Source organism: Polymorphobacter multimanifer (assembly GCF_014205635.1).
GTDB classification, from domain to species: domain Bacteria; phylum Pseudomonadota; class Alphaproteobacteria; order Sphingomonadales; family Sphingomonadaceae; genus Sandarakinorhabdus; species Sandarakinorhabdus multimanifer.
In genome coordinates this window covers 1-18,615 of the sequence record NZ_JACIIV010000041.1, presented here as the reverse complement: position 1 = coordinate 18,615, position 18,615 = coordinate 1, and the positions used below count along the sequence as shown (strand labels likewise).

Sequence of the window (18,615 nt, the reverse complement as noted above, 5' to 3'; positions counted from 1 at the left end):
TGGTCGAGCTGACCGACGACGATCGCGCGACACTCTATGGCGCGCTGCTCGATCTCGCCGGCCGCGCGCGTGGCGGTGATGCCGGGGACGTGCTGCCGCTCTGGAAACGACGCGGCAAACGGGCGTTCGACGCGGAAGCGGAAACGACGGAGGCGAGCTGATGGCGGATTTCGATATTGAGGCAATCCGGGCGCAAGTGCGGGCGATGGAGTTCACGCGCGGCACGCCGTCTGAAGTCGAAATGTGGCGCGAGGACGTGGAGGATTCCCGCGCCAACCTCGTGATCGAAGACATGACCCCGACGCCGAACGAGGATGCGTTTTTCGAGATGATGCTTGAGGAAGGTGTGTCTCCTTCCCTCGTATCGCAAATCCTGCTCCGCCTGCTCGATCATCCCGACGCCCATCGGTCGCTGCCGGTCACGCCGATGGTCGCGGCGGGTCTGAAAAACCGGTAGCATGGGCCTCGGTCGCGCCACCCGTAATCTCGCCCCCACCGCCCGCGCCAAGCCGAGAACGGCATGGCCGATTAAGCCCCGCTGGTGACGTTCGCCGTGATCAGCATCCGTGACGGGTTGAAGGCCCCTCCCCTGCCCTCAGCCGGTTCCTAGGCGGGTCTGATGGGCAATCCGGGGACCGGTGAGAGGATGGTCGAAAACGTACGCTAAGCGTCCCGGACTTGCTGGTGGAGGCGCAGCGGCCTGAACCGCTCGCGGGGTTTGTCGATTTCGGCCCAGAGATAGTCGCCGGTGAGGCCGATATGCTCCCAGCCCAGCGGCGCGACATGAGCGAGCAGTTCGTCCGGCACGTCGACGCCGCTGCAGCGTAGATGCCGGACGGCTCGATCGAGATAGACGGTGTTCCACAGCGTCACGGCTGCGGTGACGAGGGTCAGGCCGGAGGCGCGATGGCGCTGGTTCTCGAATGTGCGGTCGCGCAGTTCGCTGAGGCGATTGAAGAAGATGGCGCGGGCGAGCGCGTTGCGGGCCTCGCCCTTGTTGAGGATGCTGCCGGTGCGGCGTCGCTGCTCGGGATCGTCGAACCAGTCGAGCATGAACAGGGTGCGCTCGACGCGCCCGATCTCGCGCAGCGCGCGGGCGACGGGGTTCTGACGCGGAAAACCCGCCAGCTTGCGCAGCATGACCGAGGCACTGACGGTGCCGGCGCGGATCGATGCGGCAAGGCGCAGGGTCTCGTCCCAGTTCTCCTCGATGGCGCGGACGTTGACCGGGCCGGCGACGAGCGGGCGCAACGTCGGCCAGGGATCGAGCGGGGACAGGCCATAGAGCCGGCGCTCGTTGAGATCGCGTATACGCGGTGCGAAGCGGAAGCCGAGCAAATGGCACAGGCCGAAGACGTGATCGACCGCCCCGGCGGTATCGGTGGCGTGTTCACGGATGACCAGTTCGCTCTCATGATCGAGCAGGCCGTCGAGGACATGGGCAGCCTCGCCGGCATTGGCGGCGATGACCTTGGTGTGGAACGGCGTGAAGCGGTCGGTGACATGGGTGTAGAACAGCACGCCGGGTTCGGTGCCGTAGCGGGCATTGCGATCGGCGCGCGCCTCGCCCTGACCGCCGGCGCGAAAGAATTGCCCGTCCGACGACGACGTGTCGCCCGGTCCCCAAACCTGGGCGAGCGGGTGCGTGGTGTGGCAATCGACGATCGCCGCAAGCGCCGACAGATAGGTTTCGTCGCGCACATGCCATTCCGCCGTCCAGCGCAGGCGCGGCAGCGTCAGCCCGCGTGAACTTTCCGCCATGCGCCCAAGGCCCAGGTTGGTCGCGTCGGCGAGGATCGCGCCCATCAATGCGGACTGATCGGAGGCAGGTGCGCCGCTGCGGGCATGGACGAAGCGGTCGGCGAAGCCCGACCATGCGGCGACCTCGACCAGCAGGTCGGTGATGCGGACACGCGGCAGCATCGCGTAGAGCCGGGCTTTCAGCGCCTCGGCGTCGTCAGTCGGAGATCGCCGGATCGGCGAGATCAGCAATTGCCCACGCTCGATCGTCACATCGACCAGCTCGCCTGTCGCGGCTGCGCGTTCCACCTCGGTCATACGCCCGGCCAGCAGGGTGCGGCGCTCCTCATACCATGCGGCGAAACCGGAAGGTACGGCGAGGCGCAGGTTGCCATCGGCGCGCATCGTTTCGAAGGCAGGCACCGGCAGCAGATAATCGTCGAGGGTGCGATAGGCCCGGCTGCCGTCCACCCAGATGCTGCCCGAGCCGAGCCGTTCGCGAAGGTGACAATCACCGCGATTTCATAGGCGCGGCGGTCGATCGCACCTTCGGCCGGCTGTACGATCTTGCGCCAGCGGGGTTTGATGAAGCTGGTCGGCACCCGTTTTGGCAGGACGGAGCGACCGTCACGATACATCGTTCGCAGCACCTCGATCGCGCCGAGCAGCGGATCGCCCGTCCGCGCGGTGCGGAAGGTAAAGGCGGCAAGAAAGGTCGGCGCGAACCGACGGACGGCGGGGTAACGCTCGACTACTTCTTCCAGGCCGTCGTCGGCCGAGCGGGTGAGATCCTCGGCGAAGCGGATGCTGCGTTCGAGCTGGTCCCAACCCATGCGATCGTCGATCGCGCGGAAGGCATCCAGTCCGGTTGAGCGTGCATCGACCAGCAGGCGACCGAGCCGGGCATGGAAACGCGCCGTGTCCTTCAGCATCCGCGCCTGACCGAGCAGCCGGTCGGACCGGCTGCGGTCGGCGCGGCGGAACAGCGCGCCCACCATCTTCTCTAACATGACCAACGCCGCGTCGGTCAGCGCCGCCTCCATCTCGATCATGGAGGCGATGAGCATGGCGAGGCGACGCGGGCGTTCGAGACGCCGGAGGTGCTGCGCGGTGACGATACCGGCCGTCCGCGCGATGACGGCGTAGCGGGCGGCATGGATGCGCCGCGCCCGATCAACTGCGATCCCTATGCTGCGCACCGCGTCGAGCCGTTCGACGATCCCCTTCAGATTGGCAGCCGATGGCGCTTCCGGCCACTCGCGAACCCACCCGAGCCGGGTGCGGCCATGGTCGTCGGAGGCAATCAGATGTTCGAGCGCGGCTTCCTGCTCAGCCGAACAGTCGTGGATCAGATTGGCATGGGCCGCTTTGCGCGCCCGTGTCCGCACGATCAGCGCAAGCCGTTCCAGCGTCGATGCCGCCGGCAGCACGGTCCGGTCAGTCCGCAGCCGGTCGACCATCCCGGCGACGATCGTCTCGCCCCGGTCGGTCGAGGCGGCGATCTCGGATCCCAGCGCCAGCATCGATCGCACGTCCACCCGCTCGAAGGCGCGCAGACCGAGCAGGGCTTCGATCTCGGCACGATGCTCGCGCAGGGTCGTAGGGCGTGCGGCATAGCCGGTGAAGTCATCGACAGCACAACCGATCTGCTCGCCGAGCAGCGCCAGCATGGCGTCGGGGACTGCCTCACCCGACAACAGCCCGCGGCCCGGATGGCGCAAGTAACAGAGCTGCACGGCATAGCCGATCCGGTTCGGACCTCTCCGGCGTCGCGCCACCTGTGCCAAATCGTCGGAGCCGAGGGTATAGAGCCGTTCGATCGTCGCGCGATCGGCTGGTGGATCGAAGATCGCGGCGCGCTGCGTGGGCGACAGGATGGTCTTGGTCGGCATCGGTTTCCTGTTCGTCACGAAACAGAAAGGTGAACCTGTTCACGGAGCATAGACCACAAGACGGGTTATGTGACATTATGGAGATGGGTCGACGGGCAATGCCGCTCCGTCACGCAGACGGACGTATATGTGACGACACAGATCGGTTACGCACGGGTGTCCAAGGCGGACGGCAGCCAGGTCCACGACCTGCAGCGCGACGCGCTCGCCGCCGCCGGGGTCGAGGCGGACCATATTTACGAGGACACGGCGTCCGGCCGTCGCGACGACCGGCCTGGCCTCGCGGCTGCGCACAAAGCACTGCGGCGCGGCGACACGCTGGTGGTCTGGAAGCTCGACCGGCTCGGCCGCGACCTCCGCCACCTCGTGAACTTGGTCGGCGACCTGACCCGGCGTGAGGTGGGGCTGAAAGTGCTCGCCGGCGAAGGCGCGTCGATCGACACCACCACCGCCAACGGCCGCCTTATCTTCGCGATCTTCGCAGGGCTTGCCGAGTTCGAGCGCGAACTAGTCGTTGAGCGCACGCGCGCGGGGTTGGCGTCGGCGCGTGCACGCGGCCGGCACGGTGGGCGCCCGTTCAAAATGACGCCGGCTAAGCTGCGGCTCGCCCAAGCCGCGATGGGCAAGCCCGACACCAAGGTCGCCGACCTCTGCGCCGAGCTTGGCGTGACGAGGCAGACGCTCTATCGGCACGTCACCCCCAAGGGTGAGATCAGGCCCGACGGCGAGAAGCTGCTGGGACAGCGAGCCGGATCCTCACGATGAACGGTTTGGTTTCGCTGGTTGCCCGAGTCAGAACGAGCCGACGTGTCAGGCGCTTGTCTGCTGTCGCCGGATGGACCTTGCTCGCCCTGCCTGTCTGGAGCGGGCTGGCGATCGTAGCGACCCTGCAAGGCTGGGGGCGGCAGCCGCTCTCCGGCCCCGCGCCGCAAGCCTTCATGCACGCAGCCGTGAAACGAACGCTGGCCGGCCACGAGGGCAATGTCGCCTTCGTGCTCTTGGAGGACGGCCAGGTGTTCGGCCAGCACTTCGCGTCCAAGGGCAAGCCTGTTGACCGCGACACGCTCTTCCAAGCTGCCTCCTTAAGCAAATGGGTGACCGCTTGGGGTGTGATGACCCTAGTGGAGTCGGGTTCGCTCGACCTTGACGCTCCTGTCGAAAAGTATTTCAAGCGCTGGCGTCTGCCGCCCAGCAACCACGACAACAGCGCGGTGACGGTCCGCAGGTTGCTGAGCCATACTGCGGGCCTGACCGATGGGCTCGGGTATCTCGGCTTTCCTCCCGGCAAGCCTGTCCAGCCGCTTGTAGCTTCGTTGAACCGGGCTGCCGACGCCGCTCCTGGTGCCGACGGCTTCGTCCGCGTCGGCGTTGAGCCGGGCTCGAGCTGGCGCTACTCCGGGGGTGGCTACACACTCCTTCAGCTCGTCATCGAGGATGTCACGGGGGAACCCTTCGCGGCATACATGCAGCGCGCCGTGCTGGACCCGCTGGGCATGCGCCGTTCCACCTATCGGCCGCCCGAACCCGATCAACTCGCCACCTTCTACGACGAGGATGGATCGGAGGCGCCGCATCACCGCTATACCGCGGCCGGCGCGGCTTCTCTCTACACCTCGGCCGCGGACCTCACGCGCTTCATTCAGGCGCATCTGCCCGGCCCTGGCGGCGAACTCCCCGGCCGGAGCGTGTTGTCGCCCCGCACGCTGGAACTCATGCGCAAGCCGCACGCCATCCTGTTCGGCCAAGACCATTGGGGCCTTGGGGTGATCCTGTACGTACCGAATGGCAAAGGAGGGTTCGTCATTGGCCATGATGGCGGAAACGCTCCCGCGATCAACACCGCCGCGCGCCTTGATCCCGCCAGCGGTGACGGGATCATCGCTCTCGAAACGGGCGATCCGTCGCTTGCGTCCCGGCTTGCCGGCGAGTGGACATATTGGCGAACAGGCGAAGTCGGCATGGTCGGCGTGTCTTGGATGCTCGTCCTGCAACGCATCGCCATCGGATCTACCGTCATTCTGCTGGTCGCCGGTTTCGTCGCTTGGCGGGTTTGGCGGCCAGTCGGGCTCCGGGCAGCTTAGCGTACGTTTTCGGGCCTTCTCTCACCGGTCCCCAATCCTGGCACCACCCTCTTCAACTTCTTCCCGCATAGCCAGCGGCGTTTGCGCCGCTCTTGTGACGCCGAAGGCGGCACGAAACGAAGCGCATCGGCCATCGGCCGATTCCATGGCCATCGGCCGATTCCATGGAATCGGCCGATTCCATGGCCATCGGCCGATTCCATGGCCATCGGCCGATTCCATCAAGTTTGCTGTTTCGACCATTGTGGGCCTGTGGATAATTTTATCCACAGGCGGCTTTGTGTTAATATATGAGTTAAGTCTAGTGTTACGGAAAAATTGGCTAAGCGCAAGTATTTGATATTGTTATTATAATAGGTCGTTTTTAGCCCCTTGCCGTCAACGGAACCCCGAATCGGCGATTCCAGAACCCCGAATCTGCGTCAACGAAACCCCGAATCTAATGCTTGCGTCAACGAAACCCCGAACATAACCTTCCCGTCAATGAAACCCCGAATCGAGCCTCACCGTCAACGAAACCCCGAATTGCCGCTTGCCGTCAATGAAACCCCGAATGGGTTAGACGGTCGCCCTGCCCTGCTGCCGGTTCGTTACCCCGATCCTGATCTGTTCATTTGCGATGTTCTCGACGCCATCCCCAAGGATGATATGGCCTCGATGGAGCATCCGATTTTCTCGCTCGCCACCAAGCCCGATCGGCGCGTGTTTCGCTACGAACACAACGGCAACCGCATCGAAATCGTACCGAGTGTGAAGGGCTTGGCGACGATCCACGATAAGGACATCCTGATCTACTGCATCTCGCAACTCATCGCGAAGATGAACCAGGGCGGGCAGCCGGGCCGCACTTTGCACCTGACCGCCCGCGACCTGCTGATGTGGACTAATCGCCAGACCGATGGGGATGGCTATGAGCGCCTGCGAAGTGCCTTCGAGCGCCTGTCCGGTACGCGGATCACTACCAACATCAAGGCCGATGGCGAGGAAATCACCGAAGGATTTGGTCTCATCAACGAGTGGCGGATCGTTCGGAAAACTAAGTCAGGGCAGATGTCGGAGATCAAGGTCACACTGTCCGACTGGCTTCTGCGCATGGTGGAGGGACGTAGTGTTCTCACCCTGCACCGGGATTACTTCCGGCTAAGAAAGCCGCTCGAACGAAGGATATATGAGTTGGCCCGCAAGCATTGCGGCGCTCAGGACAAGTGGTCGGTATCGGCCGAGACGTTACGCAAAAAGACGGGTGCCAGCAGCCATATCCGGGTGTTTCGAGCCATGCTGCGCGAACTCGTCCTGCACAATCATCTGCCCGATTATGTGGTCGAGATGACAGGCGACACTGTGACGTTCCGCAACCGCGATGCGTTGGAAGCGCCGGACGAGCCGCCACCCGAACGTCCATTCATTGACCCTGAAGGCTTCCACGATGCCAAGGGGGCTGCGCCTGGCTACGATGTCTATTCGCTATATGAGGACTGGGTGTCGTGGTGGAATGACAGTGGACGGCCCGAACTGAAAAGCCCCCGCGCCGCGTTTATCGGATTCTGCCGCAACCGCCACAAGCAACACCCGCTTAGGTAGTCATTTATCCCTCGCCCGCATCGAGCGCGCGGCTGACGGTAAACTGTATCCATGCACTACGGCTGATGCCGCGCCGCTTCGCCGCAGCATCAACCCGTCCCAGCAACGCCCGGTCGAAGCGCAGCATCACCGGAGCCTTGCGCGTCTCCACCTCGGTCGCGATCGGCGTCGCAATTGGCTTGGTAGCGCCAGAAATGAAGGCATCCGCCGCCTTGTCTTCCCCGCTCGGCCTCGGCTTGCTGTCTGGTTTACGAGCGATAGCCATTTACATTCACTCCGATATCGTGGTGCTATACAAATACTGCGGCTACCAAGGCGGTCAATTCTTCGATCGCCTTGGCGTCGCGGGGCGTGTGTTCCAGCACCGCCCTTCCCTCCGCCGCTGCATTCGGGAACGCCTTGCGCCGAATGATCGACGTTGCCAGCACATCGATTCCCTTAATGTCGTCAATCATCTCCAAGGCCGCATTATTGTCGCCGCCTTGCGGGTCTGCGCCGTTTAGGATCGCGACGGCCCGCAAGCCCTCGTTGATCTCGCGCGCCTCAACGACCAGCGCCGCCATCTGGTCAAGCGCCCACACATCGAAACTGCGAGGCTGCACCGGCACCAGCAGCGTGTCAGCAACCGTCAGCGCGGCGCGCAACGCGCCGGTGTCGCGCCCACCAACGTCGATGATGATATCATTGTATTTGTTGGCTAGCTGGCGAACTTGGCTGCGGAGCGCCGCGCCGGTCAGCGCGACGGCGGTATAGCCGGCTTGGCCAAGCCGTTCTGCGCGAAGCTGGGTGAACGTGAGGGCGGTGCCTTGTTCATCGCCGTCCACCAACAGCAGGTCGCGACCGGCTGACGCTCGCGCGATGGCGAGGTTGACCGCGAGCGTGGTCTTGCCGACGCCACCCTTGGTGTTCCCTACAACCAGTATCATTCTACATTCACTCCGATTTCGCCATGCTGTCTTTCTAGTATCATATGTGGATCGAAACGATATACATTCTTTTGCCTTCTTACGCGCTCAACCGTCCGGCCTATGGCCTTTCTCTTCCTGATCGAGAGTTTCATGCGCGCAGACGTTCGCGACAGGGCAGGGGGCTTGGACGGGTCCCGCGCGAGCGATCGTTGCCCGCAGGGCGGAGACGCTTTGCGGCTCCGTCGTAGCGGAGTGGAGATAGAGCGCGGCCCGACCGGGCGCGTCCGCAAAACCGCCGATCTACTCAAACAGCTCCGCGTGAGTCCCGGCTCGAACGAAATTGATCAGATTCTCGGAGATCGTGTAGATCAATAGAAAGTCACCGCCGATATGGCATTCGCGGTGATCGTTCCATTCGCCTTTGAGCGCGTGATCCAACCATTCCGGGCCAAGCGGGTCGTCGTTGGCGACAAGGATCATCATCGCCTCTTTGAGCTGCTTCATATTGTAGCGCCCGCTGCGGGATAGTCGCTCCCAATCCTTGACGAACTTCTTCTCGTAGGACGCCTCTCTCGGAAGCGAGGCCCGCTTACTGCTGGCGGGCTTCTTCGTCGAGGGCATCGAACAATTCCTGCGGATCGGTGAAACGGGTGCGACGAGCCTTTATCGAAGCCCGCGATTCCTGCATTGCGGCGCGGGTCTCGGCGTTGGGCACCTTCAACTCGAACGGCAGGGCATGATCCTTCGCAACCCGCGTGAGCGTCATGCGAACGACGTCGGAGACGGTCAATCCCAGCTCGGCCAGCACGGCGGCGGCCTCATCTTTCAATGTTTCATCGATGCGCGCACGCACGAAAGCCGTAGCGGCCATGATAACCTCCCGTGATCGTTTTTACTGTAGCTCAATTGAGCAACATTATCAATCCTGCCGCTTGAACGAACACCTTCACCGGCCCGTGAGTCGCGATATCGTCGCCTGGCTGACGTTGAACAGCGCAGCGACGGTGCGCTGCGTGTCGCCAGCATCGAGCTTGCGCAGCGCCTCGGCCTGCTGATGCGGGGTGAGGGCGGTCCTGCGGCCGAACTTGACGCCCCGCGCTCTGGCCTGGGTGCGCCCGGCAGCGGTGCGTTCGGTGATCCGCGCATGTTCATAGCTCGCCGCGATTCCCAACACCGCGATAATCACGTCGGCGAACTGCGAGGTCGTGTCCACCATCGGCTCGGCGATCGAGCGGAACCCCGCACCGGCCTCCTTCACTGCGTGAAGGATATTCAATAGGTCGCGGGTGTTGCGAGCAAGACGGTCGATCGCCGACACCATCAACACGTCGCCGGGGTCGAGCGCGCCGATCGCGCGCTTGAGCTGTGGCCGCTCGGCCGACGCGCCGCTGAGCTTCTCGCGGTAAATTTTTGTGCAGCCTGCGGCCTGTAGCTGGGCGAGCTGCTGGGCCAGGTCCTGGCCATTGGTGGAGACGCGCGCATAGCCGTAAATCATGCACGAATCGTGCATCAGATTTGTGCATCAGGGAAGGGGCCGGATTTGCTGGCTTTTCGATCTGATGCAAAAGTTTTGATTTCTGCATCAGACCAGCTGGATGGTGGTGACGAAAAAACCAAAGCCCCCGCAGTCTGCGATTGACTTGCAATAGCGCCGCGCACTACCGATTGCGAACCATTCGCAAGTGGGTAGAGATGAATGCGCCGCGTGAGACGTTCGACGATGATAGGGGCGCTGCTTGCGGCCTCGTACTTCACAGCACCCGCCGTAGCGCAGGACCGCCCTGACGATGACGAAGCAGCGAAGGTCGAAGACATCATCGTCACCGGCACACGCCTGACCGACACCGGAATCGGAAACAAAACCAGTCTCGGCATTCTGGGTGAACGTCCGATCCTCGACACGCCCTTCTCGGTCACGTCCTTCACAGAGGCATTGATCCGCAACACTGGCGCGCGCAGCCTCTCCGATGTGCTGGTGCGCGATCCTTCGGTCAGCGCCGACAGCAATCCGGCAGGACCTCAGGATGGCTTTGCCATTCGCGGCTTCTTCGTCGGACGCGGTGCGTACATGTACGACGGTATCCCCGGCCTGACGCTGAACGACGGCTATCTCTCCGTCGCCAATCTGGAGCGGGTCGAGGTGTTTCGCGGCGCCAATGCGTTTCTTGCCGGGGCATCGCCGTTCGGCGGCGTCGGCGGCGCGATTAATCTGGTGCCAAAGCGCCCAGGCGATGCGCCGGTTAATGAGGCCTATGTCGGCTATCAAAGCGACAGCCCGCTGGCGGGTGTCGATTTTTCACGGCGTTTCGGCGCTAACCAGCAGTTTGGCGTGCGCTTCAACGGCTATTACCAGTCTGGCAATGGCGCGGTCGATCAACTCCAGCGCCGGACCGAGAACTTCGCGCTATTCACCGACTGGAAGCCCAGCGACACACTCTACCTATCGCTGGAATTGCAGCGATTTCGCGACCGGACCGATGGCTATCGCGACGATGTGTTCCTGGCCGCCGGTGTCGCAGTGCCGCGCATCCCTGACCTCAAGCGCAATTACCTCCAGCCCTGGACCTTCATCGAACAGTCGGGCGTACGCTGGACGGCGCAGGCACGATGGGAGTTCGTGCCCGGTTGGTCGGTACAAGCCGGTTATGGCAAGATCGATGGCGACAGGGATAATGGCTATTACTCTGCCTTTGGCGAGGTCACTGACAATGCCGGGACCATCGTCAGCTTTCCATTTCGTTCTTATCAGCCAAACAACGATATCGAGGCTGGCCAGTTCTTGCTGAAAGGCAAATTTTCTGCATTGGGCGGGCAAACCTTGCTTACCGCCGGCTATACCCTATCCGACACATATTTCTTTGGCTTTGCCGGTGCTACCCCGCTCGCTCCAATCACCAGCAACCTCTTCAATCCGGTGTACGTGCCCGCTCCGGCTGCACCGCAAGGTGCCAATCCATCGGGCATCAACATCACCGAAGTTCGCGGCTGGGTCGGCATGGCCGAACAGCGCTGGTTCGATGAGCGGCTGAGCGTGCTGGCGGGCGTGCGGAAGGTCGATATAAAGCTCGACACATTCTTTGCCCAGTTTGACGACGGTCGCACCTCGCCCTTCGGTGCGTTGTCGTTCAAGCCGACCGTGAACAGCACTATCTACGCAAGCTACACCGAAGGGCTTGAACGAGGCGGCACTGCGCCCGTCGCCGCGATCAACGCCAACGAGACACTGCCACCGGGCATTACCCGACAATATGAGCTAGGCGGCAAGATCGACCTTGGCGGCCTGCTTGCGACCGCAGCCGTGTTCGAGATTTCGCGCCCGCTGGAGTTCATCAATGCCGCGCGCTTCTTTGTCCAGGATGGCCGCCAGACACATCGGGGCGCGGAACTGCAACTGCAAGGGTCCATAAGGCGTGACGTGCGCGTCATCAGCGGCATCACCTATCTGGATGCGACCATCGACAACGGCAACCCTGCGCTGAAGGGCAACCGCCCGCTGGGCGTTCCCGAATGGACCGGCACCCTGTTCGTCGATGCCGATATCGCGCCGCTTCCGGGGCTGACAATCAACGGCGGGCTGATCTACAAAGGCCCGCAATTTGCCGATCTCGCCAACACACAGCGCGTTGAAAGCTCGACCAGAGTGGATGCCGGTGCGCGCTATGCGTTCGACGCAGGCGACACCCGGCTGACCGCGCGCCTGTCGGTCGAGAACATCCTGAACGATGGCTATTGGAGCGTGAACTCGGGTGGCGGCTTGTTGCTGTCCTCGCCGCGCACTGTCCGCCTGTCCCTCAGCGCTGAATTCTAAGATGCCCAATGCCCTTCGAACTATTTCCCGCATCGTCGCGACCGTCGTCGGCGGCTATGCGGCGACGGCGGGCGGCGTGGCGCTCGCCTCGATGATGCTCGTTTTGCTATCTTGCATGGCGCGTAGTGAGGCGGTTTTGCTGACCAGCATGATCGGCTTCATCGCGTATGCCGCGATCATCATATGGGGCTGGGCGGAGCAGCGGATGGCGCGACTGTGGGCTGTGCTGGGCGGGGCGGCGCTCGCCAGCCATGTCGGGGCGATGATGCTGGCGACGCTGTTGCCGCCGCTCGCGGGAACCTGAGATGAACGCACAAGACAAGGGAGAACCCGGCAGCTTCCGCTTGGCGATGAATCAGCTTCACACCTGGGCGGGGGTGGTAATCGGCGGCGTGCTTTTTGCGATCTTCTGGATGGGCACGCTTAGCGTTTTCGACCGTGAGATCGATCGCTGGATGATGCCGATGACGCGGATCGCGCAAACGGAAGTGGCCTCGCTGGATGCGCTCAAACCCATTGCCGATCGGATGGCACGCGATGTCGATCAATGGTCGGTGGTGCTCCCGACCGAGCGCGTACCGACCATGCAGTTACGCGTCTATGAAGAGGAGCGCGATATCAACGATGTGCGCCATGTCGATCCCGCAACGGGCGCGCTGCTCGACGATCCGGGGAGTCTGGGCGGCACGGGGTTCTTCTTCCCGTTCCATTTCAGCCTGCACCTGCGCGCCTTCGATCTGGGCTACTGGCTGGTTGGTATTGCCGCGATGGCCATGCTGGTGCTCTCGGTCTCTGGCGTGATCATTCACAAGAAGCTGTTTGCCGATTTTTTCACGCTGCGGATCGTCCGCAAACCGCAACGCACGACGCTCGATCTGCACAATGTCACCGGGGTGCTCGGGCTGCCGTTCAACATCGTCATGGCCCTGTCTGGCCTCATAATCTTCTTCTCGATCTACATGCCGACGCCGCAGTCGATCGTCTACGGCGGCGACAAGGCGGCCTTCGAGCGCGATGCTTACGGCGATTTCGAGCGCGAAAAGGCCGGTCGCCCTGGCGGCCTTGCTTCGCTCGACGCGATGCAGGCCGAAGCCAAGCGCCGCTGGGACGGCGAAGCGCCCTACTTCGTGCGGGTCAAGAACCCCGGCGACGCCAATGCCTATGTCGAAATGCGCCGGCCCTATGATCGCGGCGTCACCATGAGCCTCGACAAGATTTACTTCGACGGGCCTACCGGGCGGGTGCTGAACGAGTTCCGCACCGACAAAGCGGTGATGACCGCGCAACGCTTCATCTCGGGCATCCACTTCATCCAGTTCCGCCACTGGACGCTGCGCTGGCTCTACTTCGTCTGCGGGCTGATGGGCTGCGTGCTGATCGCCACCGGCTTCCTGTTCTGGGTGCAATCGCGGCGCAAGAAGCACGCCAAGCTCGGCCTGCGCGGTGTCGCGGTCGTCGAGGGACTGGCGGTCGGATCGACCACCGGCATCGTCATCGCCACGCTTGGTTTCCTGATCGCCAACCGGCTGCTGCCGCTGGGCATCGAGGGACGCGCGGGCCTGGAGATGTGGGCCTTCTACCTGATCTGGATCGGCACCTTCGCCCATGGGTGGCTACGCCCGCGCAGAGCCTGGGTCGATCAGAGCTGGGCCATCGCAACCGGCGCGGTGCTGGCGGTGATCCTGAATGCGATCACTACAGGCGATCATCCGATCCACGCCGCGCTGCGCGGGCAATGGGGCGTTGCGGGCATGGACCTCGTAATGCTGGCGGGCGGGGCGGTCGCCGTGCTGACGGCGCTGCGGCTGAGCGGGCGCAAGGCTGCCACGCCCGTCGCGGCGCTGGCACCGGCAGAGTAGGACGATGCGCGAAGCAATCCTCCTGATCGGCGTTTTTGCGTCCCCCTATGCGGGGTTCCTGCTGCTTGCGCTCGGCCAGACCTCGAACTGGAATCTGGTGCTGAACGCACCGGTGCGTCGCCAGCCTCCGCGCCGGGCCTTCCGCATCGCCGGAACCGCGTTGCTGGTCGCGAGCCTGACGCTGGCGCTGCTGCGCGACGGACCGGCGTTCGGCTCGATCCTGTGGACCGTGGCGCTCACGATCACCGGCATGGCGGCCGTCGCCACATTGACGTGGCAAAAACCGCTCCTGCGGATGATCCTGCGTTCTGCCGTCACCCGCGACCGATCGCCCGTCACAGCGCCGTCGATGCCCAACCGGATACGCCATAAGGAACCAGCTCCGGCGGAATGAGCAGCCCGGCTTGCCGAGGCCTCGCGCCGATCGGCGGGTTCCGCAATCCCGAGCGATCAGGAATCGGCACCTACCCTGATCGTGCATCTTGTCGATTTCTTCGCTTTCGTCGCCGCTTTCCGGCATCGCTCGATCGTGTCCTGGTTCGCTCGCACGATCTGATCGCCCGCGACGATCCCCCGCCACGCCTCCGGGTTGGCAACGGTCATCAACCGCTGGCCCGCATCCCACATCGGCCGATCGACCGCCCGCGCCGCTATCCGTTCGGGCCATAGCCAGCTTTCCGGCACGGCGCGCGCGATCGGCCCGGCAAACGCCACCCATAAAGCCATGCCGACGATCGCGCCGCCGATGCCCGCGCCCGCCAGCCACCGGTTCTGCTCGTCGCCGCACCGCGCCGACGCCACCACGCCGGCGAGCTGGCGCGTCGCCTGGTCCAGCCCGGAACTCGCCTCGGCGATGATCTGCTGATCGCTTCGCCGTGCATCGCTTCCCGCCGCCGTGATCCGTGCGGTCATCTGCTCGGGCGTCATCCCCAAGGCGGGACTCTTCGCCAGAATATCGACCCGCTGCGCGATGGCGGTGATGTTGTTCGCCATCCGCCCCAGCGTTTCGGAATAATCGGGTGCGTCGATGGTCGCGCGCTCGGTCGCCATGCCCTCCACGGCGCGGCGCATCAGCGCCACCTCGCCGCGCAAACGCTCGAACGCCTCCGCCGCATCGCCGTCCTGGGGCTGTTCCTCGCTCATCATATGCCTCCTAGCGGCTCATGCCACGGTCGCGCTCGCGGCCGATGGCAAGCGAGCGGGTCAGCTCGTGGCTCACCATGCGGTCACGGCCGATCTGCAACCCGAGTTCGGGGGCGCGTCGCTGCAATACCGATTCAAGCTGCGGGTCGCGGTGCAGGCTACCGGCAATCGTCTCCATGCGTCCGCGCATCCGCTCCGCGCCCTCCTTGTCGCCCGCCCGCTCCAGGTCGGCACGGCCGCGCTGCATGGCCTGCCAGCCTTTCACGAAGCGGTCGGCGCGAAGCTCAGGGTCGAGCCGCACGCGTTGCTCTTCCGCCATCGCACGCGCCGCACCGCCCGTATTCCCCTCGGCTGCGTCGCGCGCGAGCTGCGGGTTGCGCGCCAGCGCGGACGCGAGGTCGCGCGCCGCATGGGGCCGTATCTGGTCGAGCGCATCGCCAGCCTTCGCCAGTGCCTGCTCCTGGTAAGGAAGCACTGGCAACCCCTTACCCTTCATCCGCTCGATGTCGGTCGTGGCCCGTGCGAACCGCTCGATCACCCTCGATTGACCGAGGCTGCCCTGGGCGGGGTCCCGCCCGACCAGCGCTTCGGCGCGATCGGGCGACGCCGGCTTCGGCCTGAACCCGTCGAACATGCCCCGCGCCTTCGCCTGCACCTTCTCCACCACCTGGCGCGCGGATCCCACGAACCGGATCTCGCGCCGCTCGGCGAACGCGCGCACCTGGTCCTGCTCGGGCTTGGCGTAATCGCTCGCCATGTCCTTGCTCCGCTCGCGCGACAGCGCACGAACAAGCCGGTCCTGATCGGCAAAGTCGTCGCGGCCATAATGCAGCGCCGGCGCGTCGCGATGCCGCGACATGCCGACGTAAGTCGAGTGCCGGTCCATGCCGGGAGTGGCGAGGACATGCGCGCGATCGACCGTCACCCCCTGCGATTTGTGGATCGTCGCCGCGAACCCGTGATCGACCGCCGCATAGTCCTTCACGTCGAACGCGACGCTCCGTCCATTGTCGAGCCGGACCTTCATGCGGTCGGGGGTGACGTCCTCGATGATGCCAAGCGTGCCGTTCTTCACGGCCATGCCCCGGTCGTTGCGAAGGAACATCAAGCGGTCGCCGGTCGCGAACTGGCGGTCGCCCCGCTCCACCCTGACGCCAACGTCCGCGCCCAGGTCGCCGGTCGCGCGCATCCGCTCACGCGCCTCGATGTTCAGCTCGCGGACCTCGGCGTTGGTGTGCGTGAAGATGATCTGTGTGCTTCCCGGCTCGGCCTGGCGCTGCCGATCCCAACCGTCGACCAGCGCCGCCCGCGCCGCTTCGCGCGTCTCGGCCGCATGGACCATGTCGTGCGCGTCATAGGCATGCAGCGCCTCGGCTGTCCGGCCCGTGGCAAACGCCTTGGTGGCTTCCTTCTGCCAGTCTTCGCGCTGCCGCCTGATCTCGGTGATCTCGGCCGCGCCGTGGCGTTCGGTGATGCTGCGGAACGCAGCACCGGCCTCGATCGCCTGCAACTGCTCGGGGTCACCGACCAGCACCACCTTGGCTCCGGCGTCGCGCGCGGCCGATAGCACACGCTCCATCTGACGCGAGCCGATCATGCCCGCCTCGTCCACCACCAGCACGTCCCTGGGGCCTAGCTGCTCGCGCCCCTGCCCCCATGCATGTTCCAGACTGGCGATGGTCCGCGACGCGATGCCCGACCCGCCCTCAAGGTTCTCGGCCGCGATGCCCGACAACGCCGCGCCGCGCACCGTGTAGCCCTGCCCCTCCCAGGCCTCGCGCGCGACGCCAAGCATCGCCGACTTGCCCGAACCCGCATAGCCGACAACCGACGCCAGCCCGGCGCTGCCGGTGACATGATCGAAGGCGCCGCGCTGCTCACCGGACAGGACAAGCCCCCGCCCCTCTGCCGCACGGAGCGCAGCGTCACGATGCCGATCGGCGACGCCATGCTCGCTCCGCCCCGCCAGCTCGTCACCGGCACGCTCAAGCCGCGCCTCCACCGCGATCATCTCGCGCGACGTGAACCGCTCCTGGTCGCGCCCGTCCTTGCCCAATGCGACCAGCTCGGGGCTGGCGCGCACTGCCCCCATCACCTGGTCGAACTGCTCCTTGCCGTCGCTGTGCCGGAACGCGAACGTCGCGAGGTGCCGCCAAGTGAACGTCGATTGGCTGCGGGTGATGGCGTCGAGCGCTATTCCCGGGTTGGCGACAATCTTATCGCCGTTCTCACGAGCGATGCGCGCGTGATCCTCAATCCGCTCGGACTCAAGCCCTTGGCTTGGACGGCGCGATGCGGCCGGGCCTATCTTATGTTGCGGCTCCAGCTCGATCCCCAGATCGGCATAGGAACGATGGTCGATCCGCCCCTCAAGCAGTAGCTCCGCCATACGTTCGTTGACGTGCGCGGCCCATGCCTCCCTCCAGTCTTTCAACAGCCCCCGGTCGTTCCAGTCGGCAACCTTATTGCCGAACCCTTGCTGGCCTACACCGCGCATCGACAACATGACATGCGTGTGTGGCTTAGGGCTGCCGTCCGCCGCCTTGTCCCAATGCACGTTGAGGTCCGCGACCATCCCGCGCTTCACGAACTCACGCTGCACGAAGTCGCGCGCCAGCTGCACGCCCTGCGTCTCGTTCATCTCGCGCGGGATCGAGAACTCCACCTCTCGCGCCAACTGCGCGTCGTAACGCTTCTCCTTCGCCTCGATTTCATTCCACAAGGTCGTTCGGTCGGACAAACGCTCCGGCGCGCCCTCGGGCAACATCACCTCGGAGTGGATGACCCCCGCCTTGTTGGTGAAGTCGTGATTGCGGTTCAGCCGGTCGTCGTGCAGCCGCTCGGCGGCACGGTAGGCCGCGCTTGCGACCGCGCTGCTGCCTGCCTTGCGGCTGATGATCTTGGCGGAGAAGTGGTAGATCGCCATCGTAAGCCGCTCACTACCCTTCTTCGTGCAGATCGGCAACGCCGTTCTATAAGCGCGCACTCACAATCCGCTTCGCTTCTCGTGACTGACTGTGTGCGTTTTGCGACCATCCAATTTTACTGCCGCTGTCGAGCGCGCTAATATACCGGCTGGCGATGTGCGAAAGGGTAAGAACGATGCGGAAGGTTCGCGATTACGATGCCGAACTAAAGGCGTTGGGCGACAAGGCCCGTGCGCTCAAGGCGAAGCGGGTCGAACAGCTCGGCCAGCTCGTCGCCGCGACCGGGGCCGATGCGCTTAATGCGGAAACCCTTGCCGGCGTCCTGCTCGATGCGATCGGATCGAAGGATGCGAGCGCGAAGGAGGCATGGCGTGCGAAGGGCGCTGCCTTCTTTCAGCGGCGCGGGCGCAAGGGTGGCGGCGTTGCTGCGATCGACGGATCGGGCACTTCGACTGAACCGGGCGGCGACGCTGCGGACGGAAGCGGCGCAACGACGAACGGATAGCAGGGCTTGGGTCGTGCAACGCCGTGAACGAACGCGCCACCTGATCGAGTTGGGCGGGCTGGTCCAGAAAGCCGGTCTGGTCGAGCTGACCGACGACGATCGCGCGACACTCTATGGCGCGCTGCTCGATCTCGCCGGCCGCGCGCGTGGCGGTGATGCCGGGGACGTGCT

At 64.4% G+C, this 18,615-nt stretch carries 19 protein-coding genes and 1 pseudogene; 11 read left to right on the top strand and 9 right to left on the bottom strand.

The annotated features are described in order from the left end of the window. Together FHS79_RS17340 and FHS79_RS17335 are read left to right on the top strand one after the other, a co-directional pair. Positions 1–161 (top strand): conjugal transfer protein TraD (locus FHS79_RS17340; protein WP_184202911.1); only part of this gene is annotated, 161 nt, incomplete at its 5' end. Then, a complete protein-coding gene (locus FHS79_RS17335) occupies positions 161–457 on the top strand; it encodes a hypothetical protein (RefSeq protein ID WP_184202909.1) in 297 nt (98 codons plus the stop codon). The genes FHS79_RS17340 and FHS79_RS17335, both read left to right, overlap by 1 nt. 206 nt (positions 458–663) lie before the next feature. Here FHS79_RS17335 and FHS79_RS19045 read toward each other — a convergent pair whose 3' ends face one another. After that, a complete protein-coding gene (locus FHS79_RS19045) occupies positions 664–2,211 on the bottom strand; it encodes a Tn3 family transposase (protein ID WP_341534480.1) in 1,548 nt (515 codons plus the stop codon). 983 nt (positions 2,212–3,194) lie between these two features. Next, positions 3,195–3,632 (bottom strand): annotated as a pseudogene (locus FHS79_RS19040) (DUF4158 domain-containing protein); the annotation flags it as partial. A gap of 129 nt (positions 3,633–3,761) precedes the next feature. On the opposite strand from FHS79_RS19040, the gene FHS79_RS17325 reads away from it, so the two are divergent. The 3 genes from FHS79_RS17325 to FHS79_RS17315 all read left to right on the top strand — a co-directional run bounded on the left by FHS79_RS17325 (position 3,762) and on the right by FHS79_RS17315 (position 7,294). Further along, the gene (locus tag FHS79_RS17325; RefSeq protein ID WP_184202907.1) at positions 3,762–4,397 is read left to right on the top strand and encodes a recombinase family protein; all 636 of its coding nucleotides are present in this window, start codon (positions 3,762–3,764) and stop codon (positions 4,395–4,397) included. A gap of 53 nt (positions 4,398–4,450) precedes the next feature. Then, complete coding sequence (locus tag FHS79_RS17320; RefSeq protein ID WP_207792429.1) at positions 4,451–5,713, top strand: serine hydrolase domain-containing protein; 1,263 nt, start codon at positions 4,451–4,453, stop codon at positions 5,711–5,713. Positions 5,714–6,196: 483 nt separating this feature from the next. Next, entirely contained in the window at positions 6,197–7,294 is a 1,098-nt protein-coding gene (locus FHS79_RS17315; RefSeq protein ID WP_184202905.1) for a replication initiator protein A, read from the top strand. A 4-nt stretch (positions 7,295–7,298) separates the two neighbouring features. On the opposite strand, the gene FHS79_RS17310 is transcribed toward FHS79_RS17315, so the two are convergent. The 5 genes from FHS79_RS17310 to FHS79_RS17290 form a co-directional block, all read right to left on the bottom strand. Next, positions 7,299–7,559 (bottom strand): hypothetical protein, encoded by a 261-nt coding sequence (locus FHS79_RS17310; RefSeq protein ID WP_184202903.1) that lies wholly within the window; start codon positions 7,557–7,559, stop codon positions 7,299–7,301. Positions 7,560–7,584: 25 nt separating this feature from the next. Continuing rightward, complete coding sequence (locus FHS79_RS17305) at positions 7,585–8,220, bottom strand: AAA family ATPase (RefSeq protein ID WP_184202901.1); 636 nt, start codon at positions 8,218–8,220, stop codon at positions 7,585–7,587. 282 nt (positions 8,221–8,502) lie between these two features. Then, positions 8,503–8,823: a type II toxin-antitoxin system YafQ family toxin gene (locus FHS79_RS17300; protein WP_184202899.1), complete on the bottom strand. Its 321-nt coding sequence runs from the start codon at positions 8,821–8,823 to the stop codon at positions 8,503–8,505. Continuing rightward, positions 8,792–9,073 carry a type II toxin-antitoxin system RelB/DinJ family antitoxin gene (locus tag FHS79_RS17295; RefSeq protein ID WP_184202897.1) on the bottom strand — a complete coding sequence of 94 codons (282 nt, stop codon included), beginning with the start codon at positions 9,071–9,073 and terminating at the stop codon, positions 8,792–8,794. The genes FHS79_RS17300 and FHS79_RS17295 overlap by 32 nt, the downstream gene beginning before the upstream one ends. Positions 9,074–9,148: 75 nt before the next feature. Next, on the bottom strand, positions 9,149–9,697 hold the full coding sequence (locus FHS79_RS17290; protein WP_184202895.1) for a recombinase family protein: 549 nt from the start codon (positions 9,695–9,697) through the stop codon (positions 9,149–9,151). A 225-nt stretch (positions 9,698–9,922) separates the two neighbouring features. Here FHS79_RS17290 and FHS79_RS17285 point away from each other — a divergent pair, with 225 nt between their 5' ends. From FHS79_RS17285 to FHS79_RS17270, 4 genes are read left to right on the top strand one after another with little or no spacing between them, the layout of a single operon-like run. Next, the gene (locus FHS79_RS17285) at positions 9,923–12,010 is read left to right on the top strand and encodes a TonB-dependent receptor (RefSeq protein ID WP_184202893.1); all 2,088 of its coding nucleotides are present in this window, start codon (positions 9,923–9,925) and stop codon (positions 12,008–12,010) included. A gap of 1 nt (position 12,011) precedes the next feature. Further along, positions 12,012–12,314, top strand: a complete 303-nt coding sequence (locus FHS79_RS17280; protein ID WP_184202891.1) for an iron uptake protein — start codon at positions 12,012–12,014, stop codon at positions 12,312–12,314. A gap of 1 nt (position 12,315) precedes the next feature. After that, entirely contained in the window at positions 12,316–13,869 is a 1,554-nt protein-coding gene (locus tag FHS79_RS17275; protein WP_207792428.1) for a PepSY-associated TM helix domain-containing protein, read from the top strand. A 4-nt stretch (positions 13,870–13,873) separates the two neighbouring features. Then, on the top strand, positions 13,874–14,263 hold the full coding sequence (locus tag FHS79_RS17270; protein WP_184202889.1) for a DUF3325 domain-containing protein: 390 nt from the start codon (positions 13,874–13,876) through the stop codon (positions 14,261–14,263). Positions 14,264–14,319: 56 nt separating this feature from the next. On the opposite strand, the gene FHS79_RS17265 is transcribed toward FHS79_RS17270, so the two are convergent. Beyond that, positions 14,320–15,012 (bottom strand): DUF6118 family protein, encoded by a 693-nt coding sequence (locus FHS79_RS17265; protein ID WP_341534479.1) that lies wholly within the window; start codon positions 15,010–15,012, stop codon positions 14,320–14,322. A 10-nt stretch (positions 15,013–15,022) separates the two neighbouring features. Further along, the gene (gene traA / locus FHS79_RS17260; RefSeq protein WP_184202885.1) at positions 15,023–17,938 is read right to left on the bottom strand and encodes a Ti-type conjugative transfer relaxase TraA; all 2,916 of its coding nucleotides are present in this window, start codon (positions 17,936–17,938) and stop codon (positions 15,023–15,025) included. Between the two features lie 176 nt (positions 17,939–18,114). Here traA and FHS79_RS17255 point away from each other — a divergent pair, with 176 nt between their 5' ends. Next, positions 18,115–18,444 (top strand): conjugal transfer protein TraD, encoded by a 330-nt coding sequence (locus FHS79_RS17255; protein ID WP_184202883.1) that lies wholly within the window; start codon positions 18,115–18,117, stop codon positions 18,442–18,444. 13 nt (positions 18,445–18,457) lie between these two features. Then, a partial coding sequence (locus FHS79_RS17250; RefSeq protein ID WP_184202881.1) for a conjugal transfer protein TraD occupies positions 18,458–18,615 on the top strand: 158 nt, incomplete at its 3' end.